Origin of the sequence: Oceanobacillus piezotolerans, assembly GCF_003665065.1 — a bacterium.
In the GTDB taxonomy this organism is placed as follows: Bacteria; Bacillota; Bacilli; order Bacillales; family Amphibacillaceae; genus Oceanobacillus; species Oceanobacillus piezotolerans.
Window position 1 is genome coordinate 593,815 of the sequence record NZ_RCHR01000003.1, and the last position, 23,562, is coordinate 617,376.

Genomic DNA, 23,562 nt, shown 5'->3' on the forward strand with positions numbered 1-23,562 from the left:
ATGCCTTTTAAAATCTTCAACTAAAGGGAATCGGATGTATCCACATCCTCCTTTTCGTTGGTGATTTTAATTAATCAGCAACTAAAATTACATATACAACTCAAGATAAAAAGAGGTGAAGGTTCTGTGGAGTACGTAGTTGAAATGTTAAATATTCGTAAAGAATTCCCTGGTATTGTTGCCAATGATAACATTACCGTTCAATTAAAAAAAGGTGAAATACATGCATTATTAGGAGAAAACGGTGCAGGAAAATCTACACTAATGAACGTCTTATTCGGTTTATATCAGCCGGAGAAAGGCGAAATTCGAGTAAATGGAAAAGCAGTAAAAATCACAGACCCAAATGTAGCAAATGATTTAGGAATTGGGATGGTCCATCAGCATTTCATGTTAGTGGAACCTTTTACTGTTACCCAAAATATTGTCTTAGGCAAAGAACCAACGAACAAATTTGGGAAAATTGATATTGCAAGAGCTCGAAAAGAAATTCAAGAACTATCAGATCGATATGGTTTGAAAGTCGATCCTGATGCCAAAATCAGTGATATTTCTGTTGGTATGCAGCAGCGTGTAGAAATCCTAAAAACACTATATCGCGGAGCAGATGTACTTATTTTCGATGAACCGACAGCTGTGCTAACACCGCAGGAAATTACAGAGCTTATGGAAATAATGCGTTCTTTAACAAAAGAAGGAAAGTCTATCATTCTAATTACACATAAGTTAAAGGAAATTCTGGAAACATGCCATCGCTGTACGGTTATTCGTAAAGGGAAAGGAATAGGTACAGTTGATGTTGCTGAGACGGATGCTAATGAACTTGCTTCATTAATGGTAGGAAGAGAAGTTAGTTTTAAAACAGAAAAAACAAAAGCCACTCCCAAACAATCTATTTTAGAGATTAATAATCTCTATGTTAGAGATTCAAGAAAAGTAGATTTAGTAAAGGGATTAGATTTAAATGTACGTGCAGGTGAAATTGTTGGTATTGCTGGAGTAGATGGCAATGGGCAAACAGAGTTAATTGAGGCGATTACAGGACTTAGAAAAGTACGAGAAGGTAAAGTGATGCTCAATTCCAAAGATATTACCAACCATTCTCCACGTAAAGTAACAGAAGCGGGAGTAGGACATATACCGCAAGATCGACACAAGCATGGACTAGTATTAGATTATTCTATTGGCGAAAATATCGTACTGCAAACATATTATAAAAAGCCCTATTCCAAAGCGAAAGTTTTAAATTATAAAGAGATTTTCCAAAAGGCGGAAAAATTAATTAAAGAGTACGATGTCCGCACACCAAGTGTGCATACGAAAGCACGTGCGCTTTCCGGTGGTAACCAGCAAAAGGCAATTATTGGACGGGAAGTAGATCGTTCACCAGATTTGTTAATTGCTGTTCAACCAACGCGTGGATTAGACGTAGGAGCCATTGAATTTATTCATAAAAAACTAATTGAAGAGCGAGACAAAGGAAAAGCAGTATTGCTTGTTTCCTTTGAACTAGATGAAATTATGAATGTCAGTGATCGAATTGCAGTTATGTTTGACGGAAAGATTGTAGCTAGTCGAACTCCTGAAGAAACAAATGAACAAGAACTAGGATTATTAATGGCTGGTAGTAAGACTGAGAAGGCGGGTGACAAGGAATGAGTAATAAAGTATTTAATATCATAGTCCCGGTTATATCCGTCATCCTTGGTCTTATAGCTGGAGCAATTATTATGCTTCTATCTGGACATAATCCGATTTCAGGATATGCTGCATTGTGGAATGGAGCATTTGGTGACTCCTATACCATAGGGGAAACCGTACGAAGAATTACTCCACTTATGTTAACAGGGCTTGCGATTGCTTTTGCTTTCAGAACAGGTTTATTTAACATCGGTGCAGAGGGACAAGTAATCGTTGGCTGGTTAGCAGCTGTATGTGTAGGGCTTTATATTGATGCCCCTATGTATATTCATTTACCATTAGCTATCATAGCCGGTGCGCTTGCTGGTGCACTATGGGCTTTTGTTCCTGGTATTCTAAAAGCAAAACTAGGTGTGCATGAAGTAATTGTAACGATTATGATGAACTATATTGCACTTTATAGCGTGAATGAAATTATTCGAACAGTATTGACAGATGGAGAGACAACCTCCGCAACAATAGCACCTACTGCATCGTTGGCATCCGAGTGGCTGCAATCAATCACGTTCTATTCTCGTATTCACTATGGATTTTTAATTGCCTTATTTGCTGCTGTTCTTATGTGGTTTATTATTGATCGGACTTCCATTGGTTATGAGCTAAAGTCGGTAGGATTCAATCCGCATGCTTCGAAATATGCAGGGATGAATGTTAATCGAAATATTGTCTTATCACTTGTTATATCTGGATCCTTTGCTGGTTTAGCCGGAGTTATGGAGGGATTAGGAACATATGGAAATATCTCTGTAATGGGCGGTTTTACTAATTTAGGTTTTGATGGAATTGCCGTTGCTCTGCTTGGAGCTAATAATCCGCTTGGTGTTGTACTTGCTGCTATTCTCTTCGGAACGTTAAAAGAAGGCGCCGGAGAAATGCCGACCAGTGCAGGCGTACCAACCGAGCTAGTTGATATTATTATCGCTCTTATTATTTTATTTGTAGCATCTGGTTATATTATTCGCTGGGCTATACTTCGCTTTAAAAAGGAGGAGAAATAAATGATTGAAATATTGCAATCAATCGTTCCAACAGCACTATTCTATTCAGCACCTCTTATCTTTACGGCTTTAGGCGGGGTATTTAGTGAACGTTCAGGGGTAATTAACATTGGTTTAGAAGGGCTTATGGTAATGGGAGCTTTTATAGGTATCGTATTTAACCTTACCTTTGCGGATGTTCTGGGTGCATCAACTCCTTGGATTTCCATTATTGTAGCCACTTTTGCTGGTGCGTTATTTTCTGTGATCCATGCTGTGGCGTCTGTATCATTTCGGGCAGATCAAACTGTAAGTGGAGTAGCAATTAATATGTTAGCATTAGGAATTGGGGTATATTTGACAAAGGTTTGGTACGATAAGGGACAAACAGATATGGTTAGTCAGCCATTCTATACGACTGATATTCCTGTTTTATCAGAGATCCCCGTTATTGGTCCAATTTTCTTTGAAGGAATATATATTACTTCATATATTGCCATTTTATTTGCAATTATTGCTTGGTATGTATTATATCGCACCCCGTTTGGTTTGCGTTTGCGTTCCGTTGGAGAGCATCCAATGGCGGCAGATACCAATGGTGTGAATGTGTATAAAATCCGTTACATTGCTGTTATTCTTTCTGGTGCATTAGGAGGGTTAGGTGGTTCTGTTTTTGCATTGACTATTGTATCTAACTTTTCCCAATCTACCATTGTGGGCCAAGGATTCATGGCTCTCGCAGCTGTTATTTTCGGTAAATGGCATCCCTTGGGAGCAATGGGTGCTGCCATCTTCTTTGGCTTAGCACAATCCTTAAGTGTTGTTGGTGCGGGCATTCCTGTATTAAGTGATATTCCACAGGTATTCTTACTAATTGCACCTTATGTATTGACCATTCTTGCACTTGCAGGATTTATTGGACGCGCGGAAGCTCCTAAGGCTAATGGTGTTCCATATATTAAAGGTGGAAGATAATAAGAGTATTCAATAGAAACAGACTTGCCATAAGTAGCAAGTCTGTTTTTTTTCACGTATAATGGATGATAAATGGAAAATATGTGCAGAATATGGAAGAAATCTGTATGGATTAGGAGGTTCATATATGCAACCAATAAAAGAAAGACGTATCGAAAAAGATGGGATAATCTTTCATTTCATTCAAAGCAAGAAATATAAAACCGTAAACCTGGTGGCAAAGCTTCGGTCGCCATTACATAAAGATACTCTAACGAAAAGGGCATTACTTCCTTATATATTAAAGCAAGGAACGAAAAGCTTTCCAACCACGGAGGCTTTACAACTCAAGTTAGATGAATTGTATGGAGCCGTCTTTTCTATCCAGGGAGGTAAAAAAGGCGAGAATCATATTATTACTTTTCGTATGGAGCTGGCTAATGCGAAATATATCCCCGAGGCTACCCCTGTGCTTGGTGAAGGTATTTCTTTATTCAGTGAATTCCTCTTTCAGCCAAATGTTCAAAATGATGCCTTTGATACGATGGTTTTCGAACGAGAAGTGGATACATTAAAGCAAAAAATGAATGCAATCAAAGATGATAAAATGAAATACGCTAACCAGCGATTAATTGATGAGATGTGTAAAGATGAACCTTATGGTCTGCATGTCCAAGGCTATGAAGAAGATTTAGCAAATATTTCTTCAAAGGATTTATATTCGTATTATCTAAGTATCATTCAAGAGGATCAGCTTGATGTCTATGTGCTTGGAGATTTTGATGAAGAAGATATGCTATCCAAGCTTTCGAATGAACTAAAAAGGGAAAACTCACATGTTTACCAAAATGAAGTGCAGACATTTAATGTAACAGAGCCTAAGGAAGTAATTGAAAAGCAAAATTTGCAGCAAGCTAAACTTCATATCGGTTACCGTACCAACGTATTTTTTAAAGATGATGACTACCCTGCACTACAGGTGTTCAATGGCATGTACGGAGGATTTCCAAGTTCCAAGCTATTTATAAATGTACGTGAGAAGAATAGTTTGGCCTACTATGCATCTTCAAGAATGGAAAGTCTAAAAGGACTTTTATTTGTGTTTAGTGGAATTGCCCCAGAGGATTTTGAAAAAGCAAGAGACATTATCCGTGAACAATTGACTGCTATGAAAGAAGGCGACTTTTCAGAGGAGATGCTGGCAGAAACGAAGGAGCAAATTGTAAATCAGTTATTGGAAACCATGGACCACCCCCAAGGATTAATTGAATTACTTTATCAGCAGGTGATAGGTGATAAGGAATTAACACCTGATCAGTTAATCGAAAATATTAAACTGGTTAACAAAGAAGACGTTATTGGAGTAGCCAATAAAGTTCAAGAAGATACCGTTTATTTATTGACGAGTAAGGGAGGTCAGGCTAATGAATAAGCAAACTTATGATTATATCGATGAAACGATTTACTCAGAAAAGCTGGATAATGGATTATCCGTATTTTTACTGCCTAAACCAGAAATGGCTAAAACATATGGTATTTTCTCTACCGATTATGGATCGATTGACCAAACGTTTATCCCTATTGGGAAAGAAGAGAAAATCACTGTACCAGAGGGTATTGCACATTTCCTGGAGCATAAACTGTTTGAAAAGGAGGATCACGATGTGTTCTCCGATTTTGGGAAACAGGGTGCATCCGCCAACGCTTTTACGTCCTTTACTAAAACAGCATATCTGTTCTCAGCGACAAATCAAATTGAAAAAAATGTAGAGACATTGATTAACTTTGTGCAAGAACCCTATTTTTCAGAGAAATCCGTTGAAAAAGAGAAAGGGATTATTGGCCAAGAAATCAAAATGTATGATGATCAACCAGATTGGCAGTCGTTTATGGGAACGATTAAAGGACTCTTTAAAACTCATCCAGTAAATATGGATATTGCTGGTACAGTAGAATCCATTAGTAAAATTACGAAGGATGATTTATATACTTGCTACAATACTTTCTATCATCCAGAAAATATGATTTTATTTATTGCTGGTAATTTCCAGCCTGAAAAAATGATGGAGTTTATTAAAAATAATCAAGCTGCAAAATCGTTTGATAAGATGGAAGAATTACGACGGGAATATCCAGAAGAGCCAAGGGAAGTAGCTGTGAAAAATCATACGATAAACATGCCGTTATCGGTCCCTAAATGCACAGTTGGCATAAAGGAATCATTTGAGGAGCTTTCTGGTGATGCGTTTTTAAAGAAAGATTTGTTACAACATATGCTAATTGATTATTTCTTCTCAAAGGGCGGAGCATTTTATCAAGAGTTGTATCAACAAAATTTAATTGATGATAGCTTTTATTTTGAATCGACCTTAGATAAGAATTTTGGTTATTCCTTGATTGGCAGTAATACAGAGCAGCCGGAACAATTTGCAAAAAAAGTAAAAGAATTATTACTCTCTACGAATACCATCACGTTCGATGAAGAGACATTTAATCGGATGAAGCGTAAAAAAGTTGGTAATTTACTTCGTGCGATGAATTCATTAGAGTTTATTGCGAATAAGTTTATCCATTATCAAATTGCAGGCATTAACTTGTTTGATATTATCCCAACCATACAAGCGCTAACGTTAGACGACTTAAACCAGTTCGCAGCATCTTGGATCGAAGAAGACAGATTGTCTGTCTGTACGATTGCACCGGAGTAGGACAATATGGGGAAGAATGTTTTAGTGATCGGTGCTAGCGGAGAGATTGGTAAGCATATCGCAAGCCGCCTAGCCAGCGAAGGATATCAGCTGATCCTTCATTATAATAAAAACAGGCAAACGATATTCGAATTAATGGAAACAATTGAGGAGTCAAGGATTCTAACCGTCTTCCAAGCTGATTTAGCTGATGGGACAGAATTAAAAGCAGCTTTACAACAACTTGTTTATCCAGTAGATTGTATTGTATTTGCAAGCGGGACGGCTCATTATGGGTTGTTTCAAGAAACATCTGAGAAAGTGATGGATGAGATGCTGAATTTACATGTAAAGGCACCATGGTTAATTACAAAGCATTTCTTACCATCCATGATTAATAAAAAATATGGAAAGATTATTTTTATCTCCTCTATTTGGGGGAGAGTTGGTGCGAGCTTTGAGGTGGTTTACTCATCTGTTAAGGGCGCACAGAATAGTTTTGTAAAGGCTCTGGCAAAAGAAGTAGCCCCAAGTGGAGTCTCCGTTAATGCGGTCAGTCCAGGTTTTATCGAAACGAAGATGAATCAGCATCTTACAGAAGGCGAGAAAGCATCCATTTATAGTGAAATTCCGATGAACCGACCAGGATATCCCAGTGAAGTCGCACATGCTGTCAGTTTTCTTTTAGACGAGCGCTCGAGTTATATCCAGGGAGAAATAATAAACATAGATGGTGGCTGGTAATTTTTTCGCAATCATGTATAAATGCGCTCAGATATCAAATACTATCCTTGAAATACTTCCAAGGAGGCAGAGATATGTCAGTTCTTGATAATTTTGAGACATGGAAAGGTTTTTTAGCTAATCGTTTGCAGCAAGCACAACAACAAGGAATGGACCAGCAAACGATGAATAGTATTGCTGCTGAAGTAGGCGATTACTTAGCACAACATGTAGATGCAAAGAACAAAGAAGAAGCCGTCCTCAAAGAACTATGGAATGCAGCTTCAGAGCAAGAGCAACAAGCATTAGCTAGCACAATGATGAAGTTGGTTCAAAAATCATAGTATGTAATATGAGAGAAGAAGCTGCATATCCATAACAGCTTCTTCTTTTGCTTTGTTTGTTAGAAACTACGAACTAACTATTGAGACACTCTCGCTTATCCTAATGGTTGTTATGTGCATGGACTCGCTCCGGCAGAATACTCCGCTTTCCACGGGCACGGCCTCAGCCTCCTCGCGGAAAAACCACCGCTGCGGGGTCTTCGAACACGTGCTATTCCCGTAGGAGTCTACGTATTCTGCCTACGCTAATAGAGATTTTCTGCTTTATGTGTGGTGTAAGTACTGTAAATGACGTTTCACATATCTATATTTTTAATATATAGGAAAGTTGAGAAGCTCCAACTTAGCGGAGGAAATACACGGAGACTCCTGCGGGAGGAAAAGCCTAGTTGAGACCCCGCAGAGACGATAGTCTCGAGGAGGCTCAACAGCGCCCGCGGAAAGCGTAGTGTATTTCCGTAGCGGTTCCAAGCACTATTTTGAATTAATAAATGATAATAATCCTTTTCAACAACCCAAAAACCGTTTATCATAAAATAAAGAGCATAAGATTGCAATTATTAGCCAAATTGTTTACTATAAGTGAAGAATGTGTTTAAAGGGGTTCATTATGGGGAAAACAGAATGGTATCTTGAGTACGAGATACACAAGAATCGGCCTGGTTTGTTAGGGGACATTGCTTCATTATTAGGAATGCTTTCGATTAACATTGTCACCATTAATGGAGTGGAAAATGGCAGAAGAGGTATGTTGCTCCTCTCTGAATTTGATGAGAATATATTAAGATTAAAATCCATTTTACATACAATGGAAACGATAAATGTTACGAAATTACGGAAACCAAAACTAAAAGATAAAATGGCTGTACGCCATGGCAAATATATACATACAGATGCAGATGACCGTAAAACATTTCGCTTTGTTAGAGATGAATTGGGATTACTAGTGGATTTCATGGCAGAACTTTATAAGCAAGATGGCCATAAGCTTATTGGCATTCGCGGCATGCCGCGAGTAGGCAAGACAGAATCTGTAGTAGCTGCAAGTGTCTGTGCGAATAAGCGCTGGCTATTTGTATCTAGTACGATGTTAAAGCAAACGGTGCGAAATAGTTTAATCCAAGGAGAATACGATTCCAATAATATTTTTATTATTGACGGGATTGTATCAACTAAACGTGCAAACGAGAAGCATTGGCAGTTAGTCAGAGAGATTATGCAGATGCCAGCGGTAAAAGTAGTCGAACATCCGGATATATTTGTCCAATCTACGGAATATAATATTAAGGATTTCGATTACATTATAGAATTACGAAGTCATGATGAAGAAGAAATCACATATGAAACGGTGGAAAACCAGCAATTTAGTGAGGGAAATGGTTTTTCTATGTTTGATTTCTAAAATGGAAGGTGTTTTGATCTATGGATATTGGCGCAAGGTTAAAAGAGGAACGTCTCGCTAAAGGTCTATCATTGGAAGAATTGCAGGATATGACGAAAATCCAAAAGCGTTATCTGGTTGCAATTGAAGAAGGTCGATTTGAAATTCTTCCAGGTAAATTTTATGCACGAGCATTTATCAAAGAATATGCAAATGCAGTTGGTATTGATTCAAGTGAATTGCTAGAAGAGCATAAGGAAGAAATTCCAAAGTCTGAAGAGGAAAGCACGGTTCAATATAGCCGGATGGATCGGGCTAAAAAACAGAGTAATTCAGAGAAAAGCACAAAGCTTTTTTCCATTTTTCCAACGATTATTGTCATTCTATTAGTTATTGGTATTATTTTTGTGCTTTGGTATTTTATTAGCCAAGGATCTGGCAACGATGGCGCTTCGGAGAATGAGCAAGGTGAAAATGATACAGTTATTATTAACAATCCAGATGATGTAGCAGATGGTAAAGCTGATGAAGACGATGGCACTGGAAGTGAAGCGGAGCAAAATGAGACTGCGCAAGAAGGGGAAGAAGCCCCGGCTGAAGAAGAAGAACCAGAAGAAGAGACACAAGCTGAATTCGTAGTAGACGAAGAAGGTTCGGGCTCATCTCCACATTCCACTCTTACCTTAAATAATGCAGGTGAGGAGGTTATCATTACGCTCGAAGCGAATGAGGGTTACACTTGGCTAGACATACAGGATGCAAGCGGCAGTTCTCTATTTAGTAATCAGTTTAATGCTGAGATGTCGCCACATGAAATTGATGCAAGCGGCTCAGAACAGCTCTACTTTAATGTCGGAAACGCTCCTGCTTTAACCATCTATATTAATGGAGTAGAATTAGAGTATCCTGCAGATATTAGTAAGGTGCATCAACGATTAACAATTAACATCAATAATGAAGCAGAGTAAGCATTATTGATGTTGTGAATGCCGGTAAGTTAGATAACAACGTATTGAAACCCTTCCCTATTGATGGGAAGGGTTATCTTAATTCATAATGTAGGAGGATTTTAGTAATGAATTTACCAAATAAATTAACCATTTCACGTATTTTATTAATTCCTATCTTTATCATACTTTTAAGTGTTCCGTTTAACTGGGGCACATGGAATATTGGAGAGAATAATCTTCCGGTTGCGCATTTTGTTGCAGCACTTCTGTTTATTATTGCTTCTTCAACCGATTGGATTGACGGTTATATTGCAAGGAAATATAATTTAGTAACAAATCTTGGAAAGTTTCTTGATCCGCTTGCTGATAAGCTTCTCGTTTCAGCTGCACTGATTTTATTGGTTGAGTTAGGCTTAGCTCCAGCTTGGGTCGTTATTTTGATCATTAGCAGAGAATTTGCGGTTACTGGATTACGTCTTGTAGCAGCAGGTGAAGGAATTGTATTAGCTGCAGGTCAGCTTGGCAAGATTAAGACAGCTACCCAGATGGTGGCAATTGCTCTCTTGTTATTACATAATTTTCCATTCTCTTATTTAGGAATTCCGGTAGCTACTATTATGCTGTATATTTCATTGTTCTTTACTGTTCTATCTGGCGTCGACTATTTCGTGAAAAACTGGCATGTCATGAGGGATTCCAAATGACAAAATCATTCAGCGCTGAAATTATTGCAGTTGGCACAGAACTTCTATTAGGACAAATTGCTAACACAAATGCAAAGTGGCTGTCTGAAAAGCTTGCTTTATTAGGTATCCACGTATACACACATGTTGTAGTAGGAGATAATCTGGAAAGAGTAGAGCAGGCATTCAGGCAGGCTGAAAGACGATCTGATATTGTATTGGTAACTGGAGGACTGGGCCCAACGGATGACGACTTAACTAGGGAAGCATTCCAACGAATCAGTCATCTGGAAATGGAAGAGTATAGTCCTGCAATGAAAAAAATCGAGTCTTACTTTGAAAGAAGCAAGACAAAAATGACGCCTAATAATCGCAAACAGGCACGAGTATTTAAAGGGTCGCATGTTTTAAATAATCAGGCAGGTATGGCACCTGGAATGATCGTTCATTACAATGAAAAAATTTGGATTTTCTTGCCTGGTGTGCCTCGGGAAATGAAGCGGCTTGCTACGGATGGAGTTTTTCCGTACCTGCAGCAGCAAACAGGAAAAAAGGATAAAATTCAGTCCCTTGTATTGAAGTTTATTGGGATAGGCGAGTCAGCTTTAGAGGATGCTATTCAGGATCTTATTCAGGCGCAATCTAATCCAACGATTGCTCCCTTAGCGCAAAATGATGGTGTTGTTATACGGTTAACAGTAAAGGCTGATTCAGATGAGCGTGCTAATACGTTATTAAAGGCTGCTAAAGAAAAAATATTAGAGCGGGTTGGTATCTATTATTACGGTGAAAACGATGATACCCTTGAACAGCAGGTTATACAATTATTAAAAGAAAAGCAGCTGACAATTGCTGCGGCGGAAAGTCTTACTGGTGGAATGTTTGCTAGTAAACTTATCTCTGTCAGTGGTGCCTCCAATGTAGTGCAAGGTGGGATCGTTAGCTACCACGCTAACGTGAAGCAAAAGGTGCTAGGAGTTTCTAAAGAAACGATAGAAAAAGAAGGAACGGTAAGTAAGGCATGTGCTTCGGAAATGGCAGCTAAGGTAAGAGAAAAGCTGGATGCCGATATTGGGATTAGTTTTACTGGTGTAGCAGGTCCGAATGAAGAAGAAGGAAATCCAGTTGGAACTGTTTATATTGCTCTTCATACCATTTCAGGCAAAAAACAGGTTTTTCATTATGAATTTATGGGAGACCGGTCGACCATTCGCCATCGTGCCACACTGAAGGGATTAGAAATACTTTTCCAATACTTAAAAACAGTCTAATAAGGTAATAGAAGAATGCATTTTTGCATAAAGAAGTTCACTTTTTCAAAGATAATCCGATTCTCGATAGTTGATTATAAGTAAAATATAAGAACGTTTATTCGTTTTTTGCTTGGCAAATCCCATAAAACATTGTATGATGATAATAGTTAATTAAGGAGGTTTTCCTGTGAGTGATAGAAAACAAGCTTTAGATATGGCTTTAAGACAAATAGAGAAACAATACGGTAAAGGTTCTATAATGAAACTTGGTGAAAATGAACAACAGAAAATATCTACCATCTCTAGTGGATCTTTAGCAGTGGATGTAGCCTTAGGTGTAGGTGGTTATCCGAAAGGTAGAGTAATAGAAATATATGGACCGGAATCTTCAGGTAAAACGACTTTTGCCCTTCATGCGATTGCAGAAGCACAGAAGCAAGGTGGACAAGCTGCGTTTATTGATGCAGAGCATGCGCTTGATCCTATATATGCAAAAGCATTAGGTGTTAATACAGATGAATTACTATTATCTCAACCGGATACAGGTGAGCAAGCATTAGAAATTACGGAAGCACTTGTACGTAGTGGAGCAGTGGATATTGTTGTAGTAGACTCTGTTGCAGCACTTGTTCCAAAAGCGGAAATAGAGGGAGAAATGGGAGACTCTCATATGGGTCTGCAAGCTCGATTAATGTCTCAAGCATTAAGAAAGTTATCAGGTGCGATTAATAAATCAAATACTACAGCGATTTTCATTAACCAAGTACGTGAGAAAATTGGTGTTATGTTTGGTAACCCAGAAACAACTACGGGTGGTCGTGCATTGAAATTCTATTCTTCCATTCGGTTAGAGGTACGCCGTGCGGAGCAACTGAAGCAAGGTAATGAGATTGTTGGAAGTAAAGCTAGAGTTAAGGTTGTTAAAAACAAAGTAGCACCTCCGTTTAAGCAAGCAGAAGTCGATATCATGTACGGTGAAGGTATATCGTTAGAAGGAGAAATTATTGATATCGGTGCTGAATTAGACATCGTGGAGAAAAGTGGTGCTTGGTATTCTTATCAAGGGGAAAGACTTGGTCAGGGTAGAGAGAATGCGAAGCAATTTTTAAGAGAAAATGCAGATGTCATGGAAGAAATCTATTCAGCTATTCGTGAGCATTATGAATTAGATGTAGTTAAAAGCGATAAAAAAGATAAAAAAGATAATGCTGAAGAAAAGGAACTAGAACAAGAAAGTTTTGATATGTAATATGATAAATCCCTTACGATTAGTGTGAGGGATTTTTTACATACTGAAAAGCATTGCTTTCTAAACTGCATCAGTACAACGAAGGCATTGCCTATAGGTTTGGTTTATGGGAAAGTTTTCCAATAAACATATTAAAAATCTGTGACGTTTTCTTGACTTTTAGAAGCACGAGTCTTACAATTAATAATGTATAATTTTATCATTTATTTTGATATTAATTGATTATGCACTTACAAATGTTACAAGCCGACAATATTGTACAAATCCTATAGCAATAGGAGGTGAAACTATGGAAATACTATTTGTCATCATCTCCATTTTGCTTGCTCTAATCGTCGGTATTGTTGTTGGTTATCTGATACGTAAATCTATTGCAGAAGCAAAAATTTCTAGTGCAGAAACATTAGCAAAACAAATTGTGGAAGAAGCACATCGAAATGCAGAGGCCTCTAAAAAAGAGGCGCTTCTTGAAGCGAGGGACGAGAATCATCGACTTCGCCAAGATACGGAAGAAGAATTGCGCGAACGCAGAATGGATGTACAGAAACAAGAAAACCGTCTGATGCAAAAAGAAGAAACTCTAGACAGAAAAAGTGAAACATTGGACAAGCGTGAATTACTGTTAGAGAACAAAGAACAATCACTAGCAGAAAAACAACAACAAATTGAAGAAATGGAAAGCAAAGTGGAAGCTATGAAAAATGAGCAGCAAGCTGAGCTTGAGCGCATTTCTGGGTATACAACGGACCAAGCAAAACAAATTATTTTAGAGCGGATCGAAAAAGAAGTAAAACATGATTCTGCTGTAATGATTAAAGAAGCAGAGAATCGTGCGAAAGAAGAAGCGGATAAAAAGGCGAAAAATCTTCTTTCACTTGCTTTACAACGCTGTGCTGCAGACCACGTTGCTGAAACAACCGTTTCTGTTGTAAACTTGCCGAATGATGAAATGAAGGGTCGTATCATTGGTCGTGAAGGTAGAAACATTCGTACGTTAGAAACCTTAACTGGAATTGACCTCATCATTGATGATACTCCTGAAGCAGTTGTTTTATCTGGTTTTGATCCAATTAGACGAGAAATAGCTCGTATGGCATTAGAAAAGCTAGTACAAGATGGCAGAATCCATCCAGCTCGCATTGAAGAGATGGTGGAGAAAGCTAGACGTGAAGTTGATGAATATATACGGGAAGTTGGAGAAGAAACAACATTTGAGGTTGGTGTACATGGTCTACATCCAGATTTAGTGAAGATTCTCGGACGTTTAAAATATCGTACAAGTTATGGTCAGAATGTGTTAAAGCATTCCACAGAGGTTGCATACCTTTCTGGTTTACTTGCTGCCGAATTAGGCGAAGATGTAACGTTGGCAAGAAGAGCTGGTCTATTACATGATATTGGCAAAGCAATTGATCATGAAGTAGAAGGCAGTCACGTTGAAATTGGAAAAGAATTAGCAATCAAGTATAAAGAACATGGTGTAGTAATTAATTCGATTGCTTCCCATCATGGTGATGAGGAACCAACTTCTATCATCGCTGTACTCGTGGCAGCTGCGGATGCATTATCTGCTGCTAGACCTGGTGCTAGAAGTGAAACATTAGAAAACTACATTAAACGTTTAGAAAAACTCGAAGAAATCTCTGAGTCGTTTGAAGGAGTAGAAAAATCCTTTGCTATCCAAGCGGGACGAGAGATTCGAATCATGGTGAAGCCGGATGAAATAGATGACTTAGAATCTGTTCGTGTTGCAAGAGAAATACGCAAACGAATTGAAAGTGAACTGGATTATCCGGGTCATATCAAAGTTACTGTTATTAGAGAAACAAGAGCAGTTGAATACGCCAAATAAAAAACGGTCATTGGACCGTTTTTTATTCTATTTATAGAAGTAGTGAAAATTCTATGGAACAAGTTATGCAGTATATAGATATAATTCCAATACCGTTGGAAGATATGCATAATAACTGGGCAAATTTTAAATAAAGTTTGTTCAAAAACAAGTGAATGCAATTTCGATAGTATAGTAGATAGGATGATAAAGTTGAAAATTTTATTTATTGGTGATGTCGTTGGCTCACCGGGAAGAGAGATGGTAAGGAATTACTTACCTAAGTTAAAAGAAAAGTATAGACCAAATGCCACCATTATCAATGGGGAAAACGCAGCAGCCGGTAAAGGGATCAATGAGAAAATTTATAAGCAGTTCCTTGAGTGGGGTGCTCAAGTAGTTACGATGGGCAATCATACTTGGGATAAAAAAGAAATATTTGAATTCATAGATGATGCCAAATATATGGTTCGCCCCGCTAACTTTCCAGAAGGGACACCTGGAAAGGGTATTGTTTATATTAATATAAATGGAAAAGAAATTGCTGTCATTAATTTACAAGGGCGCACTTTTTTACCTGCAATTGATGATCCATTTAGAAAAGCAGATGAATTAATAGCACAAGCCAAAAAGCGAACAAACATTATTTTCATTGATTTCCATGCTGAAGTAACCAGTGAAAAACAGGCACTAGGTTGGTACGTGGATGGAAGGGCAAGTGCTGTAGTTGGGACACATACCCATACCCAAACAGCAGACGAACGTATTTTGCCACAGGGAATGGCTTACATTACCGATGTGGGAATGACTGGACCATATGATGGCATACTTGGGGTAGAACGAGATGCTGTTATTAAGAAGTTTTTAACAAACCTTCCAGTGCGTTTTGAAGTAGTGAAAGATGGCAGAGATCAATTGAGCGGATGTCTTGTTACGATTGATCCCAATACAGGAAAGGCTACGAAAATAGAGCGAATTCAGATTAATGATGACCACCCATTTTTTAGTTAATGATTTGAATCTTGCAAACATTTGATGCATAATAGGGAATAAGCTAACCTCTCCAAGAATATAGTAGCAATAGAACTACAATAGTAAATGAAGGAGGTACTAGTAATGGATGTATTAAAAGTTTCAGCTAAATCAAGTCCAAATTCAGTAGCCGGTGCACTTGCGAATGTTCTACGTGAACGTGGATCAGCGGAGATTCAGGCGATTGGAGCAGGTGCATTAAACCAAGCCGTTAAAGCTGTAGCTATTGCTAGAGGATTTGTTGCACCGAGTGGGGTAGATTTAATTTGTATTCCGGCCTTTACAGATATTATGATCGATAACGAAGAAAGAACTGCAATAAAGTTAATTGTAGAACCTAGATAAATTAATTCTGTTAATGAAACCTTCCTATTTTTAAAAGGAAGGTTTTTATTTACCTATTTGGAAATATTGTTAAATTTTAACTTTGGATGTATACTGTATTATTGTAACCCCTATCTTTTTTAGTGTGTAGAGAGGAGTATCGCCATGAACGAAGAACAACGGATGCAACAAGCGCAAATTAATCCAGTCGCTACCGATGATTCTCATCCGGCTAAAGATAATATGGATCGAATTAGAAGTACCTCTAGTGAAGAAATGATTGCTAAGTATTTTCAAACAAACTATCAAGCTCCTGATATTAAAAAAGCAAGAAAACGCTATAAGGAACAAGTTCAGTTTCATTATGATTTTTCAATTCCAAAATCAATCAATGAAATTGGCAAAGGGAAGAAATTTTTAATACGTACATATGGTTGTCAAATGAATGAGCATGATACCGAAGTAATGGCAGGTATCTTAGGGGAAATGGGCTATGAATCTACAACAGATACTAATGAAGCCGATATCATTTTACTGAATACATGTGCAATCCGAGAAAATGCAGAAAATAAGGTATTTGGTGAAATCGGACATTTAAAGCCGCTCAAAACAGAAAAACCGGATTTAATTCTTGGTGTTTGTGGATGTATGTCTCAAGAGGAATCTGTTGTTGACCGAATTATGAAGAAGCATCCACATATTGATTTAGTGTTCGGCACACATAATATTCACCGGCTGCCGCATCTTGTGAAAGATGCGATGTTTGGTAAAGAGCAAGTTGTTGAAGTATGGTCAAAAGAGGGAGACATTATTGAAAATCTTCCTAAGGCACGTAAAGGGAAAATTAAAGCATGGGTTAATATTATGTATGGCTGTGATAAATTCTGTACCTATTGTATTGTCCCAATGACTCGAGGGAAAGAACGAAGTCGTCGTCCTCAAGATATTATCCAGGAGGTTCGTCGCCTTGTTGCAGATGGATATCAGGAAATCACACTTCTTGGCCAGAATGTAAATGCGTATGGAAAAGATTTTGAGGATTTAGATTATACCTTTGGTGATTTAATGAATGATATCCATAAGATTGATATTCCGAGGGTTCGTTTTACGACTTCCCATCCACGTGATTTTGATGATCATTTAATTGAAGTGCTTGCTCAAGGCGGGAATTTGCTTGATCACATACATTTACCAGTACAATCTGGAAGTAATGAAATTTTGAAGAAAATGAATCGTAAGTATACAAGAGAAGAATATTTAGAGCTAGTAGCTAAAATTAGAAAAGCAATTCCTAATGTGACTTTAACAACTGATATTATAGTTGGCTTTCCGAATGAAACGGAAGAACAATTTGAGGAAACCATGTCACTTGTAGAAGAAGTAGGATTCGAAGCTGCTTATACATTTATTTATTCTCCAAGAGAAGGAACACCAGCAGCGCGTAAAAGGGATGATGTTCCAGAAGAAGTGAAGAAACAGCGGCTGTACCGTTTAAATGAATTAGTGAATAAGCAGGCAGCTGAATCGATGAAAACCTATGAAGACAAAGTAGTTAAAGTACTAGTCGAGGGTGAAAGTAAAAAGGATCCTAACGTATTGGCTGGATATACAGAAAAGAATAAGTTAGTTAACTTTAAAGCACCAAAATCAGCCATCGGTAAAATAGTAAATGTAAGAATAACGAAAGCAAAAACATGGTCTTTAGATGGTGTCTTGGCAGAAAACACAGTTGAGGTGAATGGACATGGCGGAATATACACGTAAAGAAGTGCTTGATGAGGCTAGAAGGCTTGCTGATATGATTGCGAGCACAGATGAAATTGAACGATTTAAGCTAGTTGAAGCAAAACTTAATGAGAACAAAAAGGTACAGCAATTAATCCAAAAGATTAAAACCTTGCAAAAGTCGGCAGTTAATCTTCAGGCTTATGGCAAACAAGAAGCATTGAAAAAAGTAGAGGAAGAAATTGATCGTCTTCAAAATGAAATTGACGAAATTCCAGTTGTACAGGAATTTAAGGAAATTCAAATTGTAGTCAATGACGTGCTTCAGTTGGTTTCTGGTACCATTGCCAGAGAAGTAACCAACAAAGTGATTGAATCAACTGGTGGTGACCTATTATCTGGGGAAACAGGATCGAAAGCAAAAAATAAACTGGGCTGCCATTAAAGAGTTATTCTAACTAAAAAAGGTTCCGATCATTTGTAAATGATTGGAACCTTTTTTGACTGTTCATTTATTTTTTGCTTCTGAATGTGCAGCTAGGGAATATACCTATCCATCATTAATTTTTAGTTTGTACTTTTTATGTTCAATTAAAAAACAGATTTAGTTGTTCGTTGTTTTATTATTCTGATCGGATGCCTTCGTATTTTTGCTTGCCTCGGATTAGCTGATCCTTCAAACTTCTACTCCAAATTAACATTACTTACTTTATATAGAACTTTAGTAATTTAGCTATCGATATAGGTACATTTATGTCCGTTTGGGACAAAGGGATTTAGGGAATATCTGCGTTAATGGTAAAATTCTTTACCGGCTGGAAAGAATATCTTTCTGTTTCCTCGTCTTTTTAGCTAATTCGGCTGCTTAGAAACTGGATAAGCATGCGATGTAAGGGGACAAGGTAGTTTATTTCAGCTGAATCAAAAAAGTCTATTTAAGAAAGAAATGATAATGGAGGGTTCACATTGTTAAGTAATGCAATCATCATGGCAGCAATTATATTTATTGTGAATGTTGTTTATGTCTCATTCAGTACAGCACGTATGATCTTGACATTAAAGGGCCGTACATATGTAGCCGCAGCTGTTAGTACGATAGAAGTTATATTAAACGTGTATGCTCTTGGTCTAGTATTAGAAAATCTTTCTGAAATTCAAAATCTAATAGCCTATGCTGTTGGTTTTGCTACAGGTTTAATTATTGGATCTATTATTGAGGAGAAATTGGCATTAGGTTATATTACTGTCAATGTCGTTTCTACTAATCCGGATTTGAAATTTACAGAACAACTGAGGGAAAAGGGATATGGAGTCACAAGCTTTACCTCTTATGGTATGGATGGGGACCGCTTATCCATGCAAATTTTAACGCCAAGAAGGTACGAATTAAGACTTTATGAAACCATTAAGGACATAGATCCGAAAGCGTTTATTATCTCTTACGAACCTAAACGAATCCATGGCGGGTTCTGGGTTAAACAAGTAAGAGCGGGGAAATTGGCGAAACAAAAAAGAGCTGAAGAAATGAGAATCCATGCGGAGAGCAATAAATAGTTACGAATAAAGGGAAACTCCACTCAGGCCAATTATCCAGTATAAAGGTGGATCAAAGAGTTTTCTTTACGTCCATATTTTAATAAATGGAAAATCATGCTGCTACCTATGTGCCTAAATAGGCAATTTCGTTACCTTTCTTTTTTCATTTTCACACTCTATGCACTTTAGGTATTTGTCTTGCATAAAATGACTATGAAAAAAGAGGAGGTAAAAGTAATTATGACTTTTCTTGATAAAGAATATAGAGAAATCATTACAAAAGCTGTCTGTGGAAAAGGCCGCAAATTTACACAGGATTCTCATTCAATATCCCCATCGCATCGACCATCCAGTATTTTGGGATGTTGGGTCATCAATCACTTATATAATGCTAAACGGAAATCAGAAGATACCGTTGAAATCAATGGAAGCTATGACATAAACGTATGGTATTCGTATAACGACAATACAAAGACTGAGGTTGTAACAGAAAGAGTAACCTATACGGATGTCATCCCATTAGCGGTGAAAGATGAGAACACGATTAGCGATGAATATGATGTATTTGCAAAAGTAGTTCAACAACCAAACTGCTTGGAATGTAAGATTACAAATAATGGCCATAAAATCGTAGTAGAGATTGAACGTGAATTTGTTGTGCAAGTTATTGGTGAAACGAAGGTATATGTAAAAGTAGAAAAGAGCAATTTCGATGACGATGATGATGATGAAGGTTGGGATTATAAAGTAACGGATGAAGAATTGGAAAGTGTAAAACCTGACTTTCTAGGGAAAAAAGACTAACAAAATGCGAGAGAATCATATTCTCTCGTGTTTTTTTTGCGTGTTTTAAGTTTTAATCTTACTTAGCTGATGGGAAATGCGCAGTAACTTAATTCAGAATTGTGGGTAACGCCGCTACAGAAATACAATGGAAGGTTGTGCTCGTGATTTCCGCTACGGGCAGTACGCTTTCCGCGGGCAACGTCTCAGCCTCCTCGGAAGAAGACCACTTCCTGCGGGGTCTTCGCTTGTTGCTTTTCCCGCAGGAGTCGACTGCCCTCCACTCCAATCACTTCATGTTTAATAGTATTTCCTTATACATTGTTTAAAAGCACAAACCAGCGGAGGAAATACACGGAGACTCCTGCGGGAGGAAAAGCCTAGATGAGACCCCGCAGTGCGTAAGCACGAGGAGGCTCAGCAGCGCCCGCGGAAAGCGTAGTGTATTTCCGGAGCGGTTTCCATGCACTATTTTCAAATAAATAAGTTCACGCCTATCTATATTTGTAAATAGCACTTTTTATAATTGAAATGATTTAACAAATAAACTCTAATATAGCAATGCTTTTGGTTTTAAAGGGATTCGGTCGTCGTTCGGGTGGAATTTATGCTATAATGATGAAAGAATCTACGGCGTTTTGGAGGATGAAACATGGCAAAGCAGACACCCATGATGGAGCAATATTCAAAAATAAAAGCACAGCATCAGGATGCTTTTTTATTTTACAGGCTAGGTGATTTCTATGAATTATTCTATGATGATGCTGTCATGGCAGCAAGAGAATTAGAAATAACCCTAACGAAACGTAATAATGGAAGTTCAGAAGGAATACCAATGTGTGGGGTTCCATACCATTCTGCAGAGAATTATATAAAGATATTAATTGATAAAGGTTATAAAGTAGCCATCTGTGAACAGGTTGAGGATCCAAAAACGGCAAAGGGTGTTGTGAAACGTGAAGTTATTCAACTGATAACACCTGGAACAGTTATGGAAAGCAGCATGTTAAAAGAAGGGGAGAATAATTATCTTGCCAGTTTATCCCACTTCACGGATGGCTCTTTTGCTGTTGTATATAATGATTTATCAACAGGAGAAACTCGGATTGCGCTTATAACAGATGGCTGGGATGCGGTAATTCATGAGTTATATAGCCAGCCCATTAAGGAAATCGTGGTTTCTTCTAATTTACCAGAGCAGCTTCAAACCCAATTAAAAGATCGTTTAAATGTAACTCTGTCTTATCAGGATGAAGTTAATTTTAATGCGGAGTACCGTAATTTGAGTGAGAACATCAATAATGATGAACGTTTAATGAAGGCTTTTAGCCGTTTATTAAACTATATTCAGTTTACACAGAAACGCTCCTTAGATCATTTGCAAAAGGCTGAGGTTATTGAGCTGAAAGATTATCTTTCTCTTGATATGTATTCTAAGAGAAACCTAGAGTTAACCGAAACCATTATTAAAAAAGGCAAGCATGGAAGTTTACTGTGGGTTTTGGACCAAACGGTAACTGCTATGGGTTCGCGTCTTTTAAAAAAATGGCTTGAGCGTCCATTATTAAGTAAGACTCGGATTGAGAAAAGGCTCGACATTGTAGAAAGCTTTTATCATGGATTTATGGAAAGAGATACAGTGCGTGAGGCTTTGAAATCAGTATATGATATTGAGAGATTGGCAGGGAGAATTGCATTCGGCAATGTGAATGCTAGGGATTTGATGCAATTGAAAAAGTCTCTTGAGAAAATACCAGAATTAAAGGCAGCATTATATCAATTTAGTAAACAAGAAATGACAGAGTTAGCAGATGCCCTAGTATATCCCGAATTTCTATTAGATAAACTGGAAGCAGCCATTGTGGAAGAACCACCTATTTCTATCAAGGAAGGTTCTATTATTAATGATGGATATCATGAGCAGCTCGATAAATACCGCGATGCTTCGAGAAATGGAAAGCAGTGGATTGCAGAGCTCGAACGGAAAGAAAAAGAGGAAACCGGCATTAAATCATTAAAAATACGATTTAATCGGGTTTTTGGTTATTATATTGAAATAACAAAATCAAATCTGCATCTCATTCCCGAAGGCAGATACGAGCGAAAACAGACCTTAGCAAATGCAGAACGATTCATTACCCCAGAATTAAAGGAAAAGGAACAGTTAATTCTTGAAGCAGAAGAAAAAAGTGTCGATTTAGAATACCAATTGTTTATTGAGATTCGAGAATTGATGAAGGAGCATATCCCGGAATTACAGCATCTGGCAGAAGTTGTAAGCACAATAGACGTACTTCAAGCCTTTGCTACCGTAAGTGAAACGAATAATTACAAACGTCCATCCTTTGTAGATAACAAGCTCCATATTAAAAATGGACGGCACCCAGTTGTGGAAAAGGTAATGAAGGATGGTGCCTTTGTTCCAAATGATATTTCACTAAACGAAGAGAAGCATATTCTTCTTATTACAGGACCGAACATGTCCGGGAAAAGCACGTATATGCGTCAGCTTGCTCTCACGGCAATAATGGGGCAAATAGGTTGCTTTGTTCCATGTGAGGAAGCGGAACTTTTTATTTTTGACCAAATATTTACGCGTATTGGTGCAGCAGATGATTTAGTCTCAGGTCAAAGTACATTTATGGTGGAGATGCTAGAAGCTAACCATGCGATTTCACATGCAACGGATCGCAGCTTGATCTTGTTAGATGAAATCGGACGCGGGACAAGCACCTATGATGGTATGGCATTAGCACAAGCTATCGTAGAATATATTCATGACCATATTCAAGCAAAAACGCTCTTTTCTACACACTATCATGAATTGACTGCTTTGGAAGAATCATTATCTCACCTTAAGAATATTCATGTTCGTGCAGAAGAAGATAACGGTAATGTCGTATTCCTACACCAAATTAAAGAAGGCGCAGCAGATAAAAGTTATGGAATTCAAGTAGCAAAGCTTGCTAGTCTGCCTGCACCGTTAATTGATCGAGCTAGTACGATTTTGAAGGAGCTAGAAGGTGGAGAAGCTGGTAAGATGCAGCATCAGAATGTTCATGAAGAGCACTCCATCAAAGAAGAGCAAAATAGTCAGCTTTCTTTCTTTATCGATTCTAGCAGTGAAGCCATTACTGAAAAACAGAGTAAAGGTGAACATAAGGTAATTAGTGAATTAAAAAACCTTGATTTATTTGATATGACACCATTAGATGCCATGAATGCATTGCATAAGTTACAAAAAAGTGTACGGAAATAAGATTTTATAATAGTGGAAGAGTTATGTTGTGTAATAGAGATTAAAGGTTGTAGTGCTAATACTCGAGTTTACTAAAGCACAGCCTCTTTAAGTTAATACTTTCTTACTAAGGGAATGATGTAATTCATCACCCAGTATTTGAACAGTTATTTTATATAATGAGTGAAGGA

Annotated in this window: 20 protein-coding genes; all 20 read left to right on the forward strand. The window is 37.7% G+C overall.

Annotation, left to right across the window (positions count from 1 at the left end):
• Window positions 1–126: 126 nt before the first annotated feature.
• The 20 genes from D8M04_RS10990 to mutS all read left to right on the forward strand — a co-directional run bounded on the left by D8M04_RS10990 (window position 127) and on the right by mutS (window position 23,392).
• Complete coding sequence (locus tag D8M04_RS10990) at window positions 127–1,659, forward strand: ABC transporter ATP-binding protein (protein ID WP_121522959.1); 1,533 nt, start codon at window positions 127–129, stop codon at window positions 1,657–1,659.
• Complete coding sequence (locus tag D8M04_RS10995; RefSeq protein WP_121522960.1) at window positions 1,656–2,699, forward strand: ABC transporter permease; 1,044 nt, start codon at window positions 1,656–1,658, stop codon at window positions 2,697–2,699. Before D8M04_RS10990 ends, D8M04_RS10995 begins: the two co-directional genes overlap by 4 nt.
• The gene (locus D8M04_RS11000) at window positions 2,700–3,653 is read left to right on the forward strand and encodes an ABC transporter permease (RefSeq protein ID WP_121522961.1); all 954 of its coding nucleotides are present in this window, start codon (window positions 2,700–2,702) and stop codon (window positions 3,651–3,653) included. It begins immediately after the preceding gene.
• A gap of 127 nt (window positions 3,654–3,780) precedes the next feature.
• The gene (gene yfmF, locus D8M04_RS11005; RefSeq protein ID WP_121522962.1) at window positions 3,781–5,064 is read left to right on the forward strand and encodes an EF-P 5-aminopentanol modification-associated protein YfmF; all 1,284 of its coding nucleotides are present in this window, start codon (window positions 3,781–3,783) and stop codon (window positions 5,062–5,064) included.
• Entirely contained in the window at window positions 5,057–6,340 is a 1,284-nt protein-coding gene (yfmH, locus tag D8M04_RS11010) for an EF-P 5-aminopentanol modification-associated protein YfmH (protein ID WP_121522963.1), read from the forward strand. The genes yfmF and yfmH overlap by 8 nt, the downstream gene beginning before the upstream one ends.
• A gap of 6 nt (window positions 6,341–6,346) precedes the next feature.
• A complete protein-coding gene (gene ymfI, locus D8M04_RS11015; protein ID WP_121522964.1) occupies window positions 6,347–7,063 on the forward strand; it encodes an elongation factor P 5-aminopentanone reductase in 717 nt (238 codons plus the stop codon).
• 74 nt (window positions 7,064–7,137) lie between these two features.
• A complete protein-coding gene (locus D8M04_RS11020) occupies window positions 7,138–7,386 on the forward strand; it encodes a DUF3243 domain-containing protein (RefSeq protein ID WP_121522965.1) in 249 nt (82 codons plus the stop codon).
• Between the two features lie 610 nt (window positions 7,387–7,996).
• Entirely contained in the window at window positions 7,997–8,788 is a 792-nt protein-coding gene (locus D8M04_RS11025; RefSeq protein ID WP_121522966.1) for a YmfK family protein, read from the forward strand.
• Window positions 8,789–8,808: 20 nt separating this feature from the next.
• A complete protein-coding gene (locus D8M04_RS11030) occupies window positions 8,809–9,735 on the forward strand; it encodes a helix-turn-helix domain-containing protein (protein ID WP_121522967.1) in 927 nt (308 codons plus the stop codon).
• A gap of 107 nt (window positions 9,736–9,842) precedes the next feature.
• Complete coding sequence (gene pgsA / locus D8M04_RS11035; RefSeq protein WP_121522968.1) at window positions 9,843–10,421, forward strand: CDP-diacylglycerol--glycerol-3-phosphate 3-phosphatidyltransferase; 579 nt, start codon at window positions 9,843–9,845, stop codon at window positions 10,419–10,421.
• Window positions 10,418–11,671, forward strand: a complete 1,254-nt coding sequence (locus tag D8M04_RS11040; RefSeq protein ID WP_121522969.1) for a competence/damage-inducible protein A — start codon at window positions 10,418–10,420, stop codon at window positions 11,669–11,671. Before pgsA ends, D8M04_RS11040 begins: the two co-directional genes overlap by 4 nt.
• Window positions 11,672–11,840: 169 nt before the next feature.
• Window positions 11,841–12,902 carry a recombinase RecA gene (gene recA / locus D8M04_RS11045; RefSeq protein WP_121522970.1) on the forward strand — a complete coding sequence of 354 codons (1,062 nt, stop codon included), beginning with the start codon at window positions 11,841–11,843 and terminating at the stop codon, window positions 12,900–12,902.
• Between the two features lie 289 nt (window positions 12,903–13,191).
• Window positions 13,192–14,754 (forward strand): ribonuclease Y, encoded by a 1,563-nt coding sequence (gene rny / locus D8M04_RS11050; RefSeq protein ID WP_121522971.1) that lies wholly within the window; start codon window positions 13,192–13,194, stop codon window positions 14,752–14,754.
• A gap of 192 nt (window positions 14,755–14,946) precedes the next feature.
• Entirely contained in the window at window positions 14,947–15,744 is a 798-nt protein-coding gene (locus D8M04_RS11055) for a TIGR00282 family metallophosphoesterase (protein WP_121522972.1), read from the forward strand.
• Window positions 15,745–15,849: 105 nt separating this feature from the next.
• Complete coding sequence (locus tag D8M04_RS11060; RefSeq protein ID WP_121522973.1) at window positions 15,850–16,110, forward strand: stage V sporulation protein S; 261 nt, start codon at window positions 15,850–15,852, stop codon at window positions 16,108–16,110.
• Window positions 16,111–16,254: 144 nt separating this feature from the next.
• A complete protein-coding gene (gene miaB / locus D8M04_RS11065) occupies window positions 16,255–17,853 on the forward strand; it encodes a tRNA (N6-isopentenyl adenosine(37)-C2)-methylthiotransferase MiaB (protein WP_121522974.1) in 1,599 nt (532 codons plus the stop codon).
• The gene (locus D8M04_RS11070; protein ID WP_121522975.1) at window positions 17,834–18,259 is read left to right on the forward strand and encodes a YlbF/YmcA family competence regulator; all 426 of its coding nucleotides are present in this window, start codon (window positions 17,834–17,836) and stop codon (window positions 18,257–18,259) included. Before miaB ends, D8M04_RS11070 begins: the two co-directional genes overlap by 20 nt.
• Before the next feature lie 521 nt (window positions 18,260–18,780).
• Window positions 18,781–19,368, forward strand: a complete 588-nt coding sequence (locus tag D8M04_RS11075; RefSeq protein WP_121522976.1) for a DUF2179 domain-containing protein — start codon at window positions 18,781–18,783, stop codon at window positions 19,366–19,368.
• A 222-nt stretch (window positions 19,369–19,590) separates the two neighbouring features.
• The gene (locus D8M04_RS11080) at window positions 19,591–20,154 is read left to right on the forward strand and encodes an outer spore coat protein CotE (RefSeq protein ID WP_121522977.1); all 564 of its coding nucleotides are present in this window, start codon (window positions 19,591–19,593) and stop codon (window positions 20,152–20,154) included.
• A 631-nt stretch (window positions 20,155–20,785) separates the two neighbouring features.
• Window positions 20,786–23,392 (forward strand): DNA mismatch repair protein MutS, encoded by a 2,607-nt coding sequence (mutS, locus tag D8M04_RS11085; protein WP_121522978.1) that lies wholly within the window; start codon window positions 20,786–20,788, stop codon window positions 23,390–23,392.
• The last annotated feature ends 170 nt before the right edge of the window (window positions 23,393–23,562 follow it).

Bases quoted from the DNA above. Each gene is read 5' to 3' on its own strand.
- D8M04_RS11030 (WP_121522967.1), top strand. From the start codon at position 8,809: ATGGATATTGGCGCAAGGTTAAAAGAGGAACGTCTCGCTAAAGGTCTA.
- D8M04_RS11020 (WP_121522965.1), top strand. From the start codon at position 7,138: ATGTCAGTTCTTGATAATTTTGAGACATGGAAAGGTTTTTTAGCTAAT.
- yfmH (WP_121522963.1), top strand. From the start codon at position 5,057: ATGAATAAGCAAACTTATGATTATATCGATGAAACGATTTACTCAGAA.
- D8M04_RS11000 (WP_121522961.1), top strand. From the start codon at position 2,700: ATGATTGAAATATTGCAATCAATCGTTCCAACAGCACTATTCTATTCA.
- D8M04_RS11025 (WP_121522966.1), top strand. From the start codon at position 7,997: ATGGGGAAAACAGAATGGTATCTTGAGTACGAGATACACAAGAATCGG.
- D8M04_RS11060 (WP_121522973.1), top strand. From the start codon at position 15,850: ATGGATGTATTAAAAGTTTCAGCTAAATCAAGTCCAAATTCAGTAGCC.
- ymfI (WP_121522964.1), top strand. From the start codon at position 6,347: ATGGGGAAGAATGTTTTAGTGATCGGTGCTAGCGGAGAGATTGGTAAG.
- miaB (WP_121522974.1), top strand. From the start codon at position 16,255: ATGAACGAAGAACAACGGATGCAACAAGCGCAAATTAATCCAGTCGCT.
- pgsA (WP_121522968.1), top strand. From the start codon at position 9,843: ATGAATTTACCAAATAAATTAACCATTTCACGTATTTTATTAATTCCT.
- yfmF (WP_121522962.1), top strand. From the start codon at position 3,781: ATGCAACCAATAAAAGAAAGACGTATCGAAAAAGATGGGATAATCTTT.
- D8M04_RS11040 (WP_121522969.1), top strand. From the start codon at position 10,418: ATGACAAAATCATTCAGCGCTGAAATTATTGCAGTTGGCACAGAACTT.
- D8M04_RS10995 (WP_121522960.1), top strand. From the start codon at position 1,656: ATGAGTAATAAAGTATTTAATATCATAGTCCCGGTTATATCCGTCATC.
- D8M04_RS11080 (WP_121522977.1), top strand. From the start codon at position 19,591: ATGACTTTTCTTGATAAAGAATATAGAGAAATCATTACAAAAGCTGTC.
- D8M04_RS11070 (WP_121522975.1), top strand. From the start codon at position 17,834: ATGGCGGAATATACACGTAAAGAAGTGCTTGATGAGGCTAGAAGGCTT.
- mutS (WP_121522978.1), top strand. From the start codon at position 20,786: ATGGCAAAGCAGACACCCATGATGGAGCAATATTCAAAAATAAAAGCA.
- rny (WP_121522971.1), top strand. From the start codon at position 13,192: ATGGAAATACTATTTGTCATCATCTCCATTTTGCTTGCTCTAATCGTC.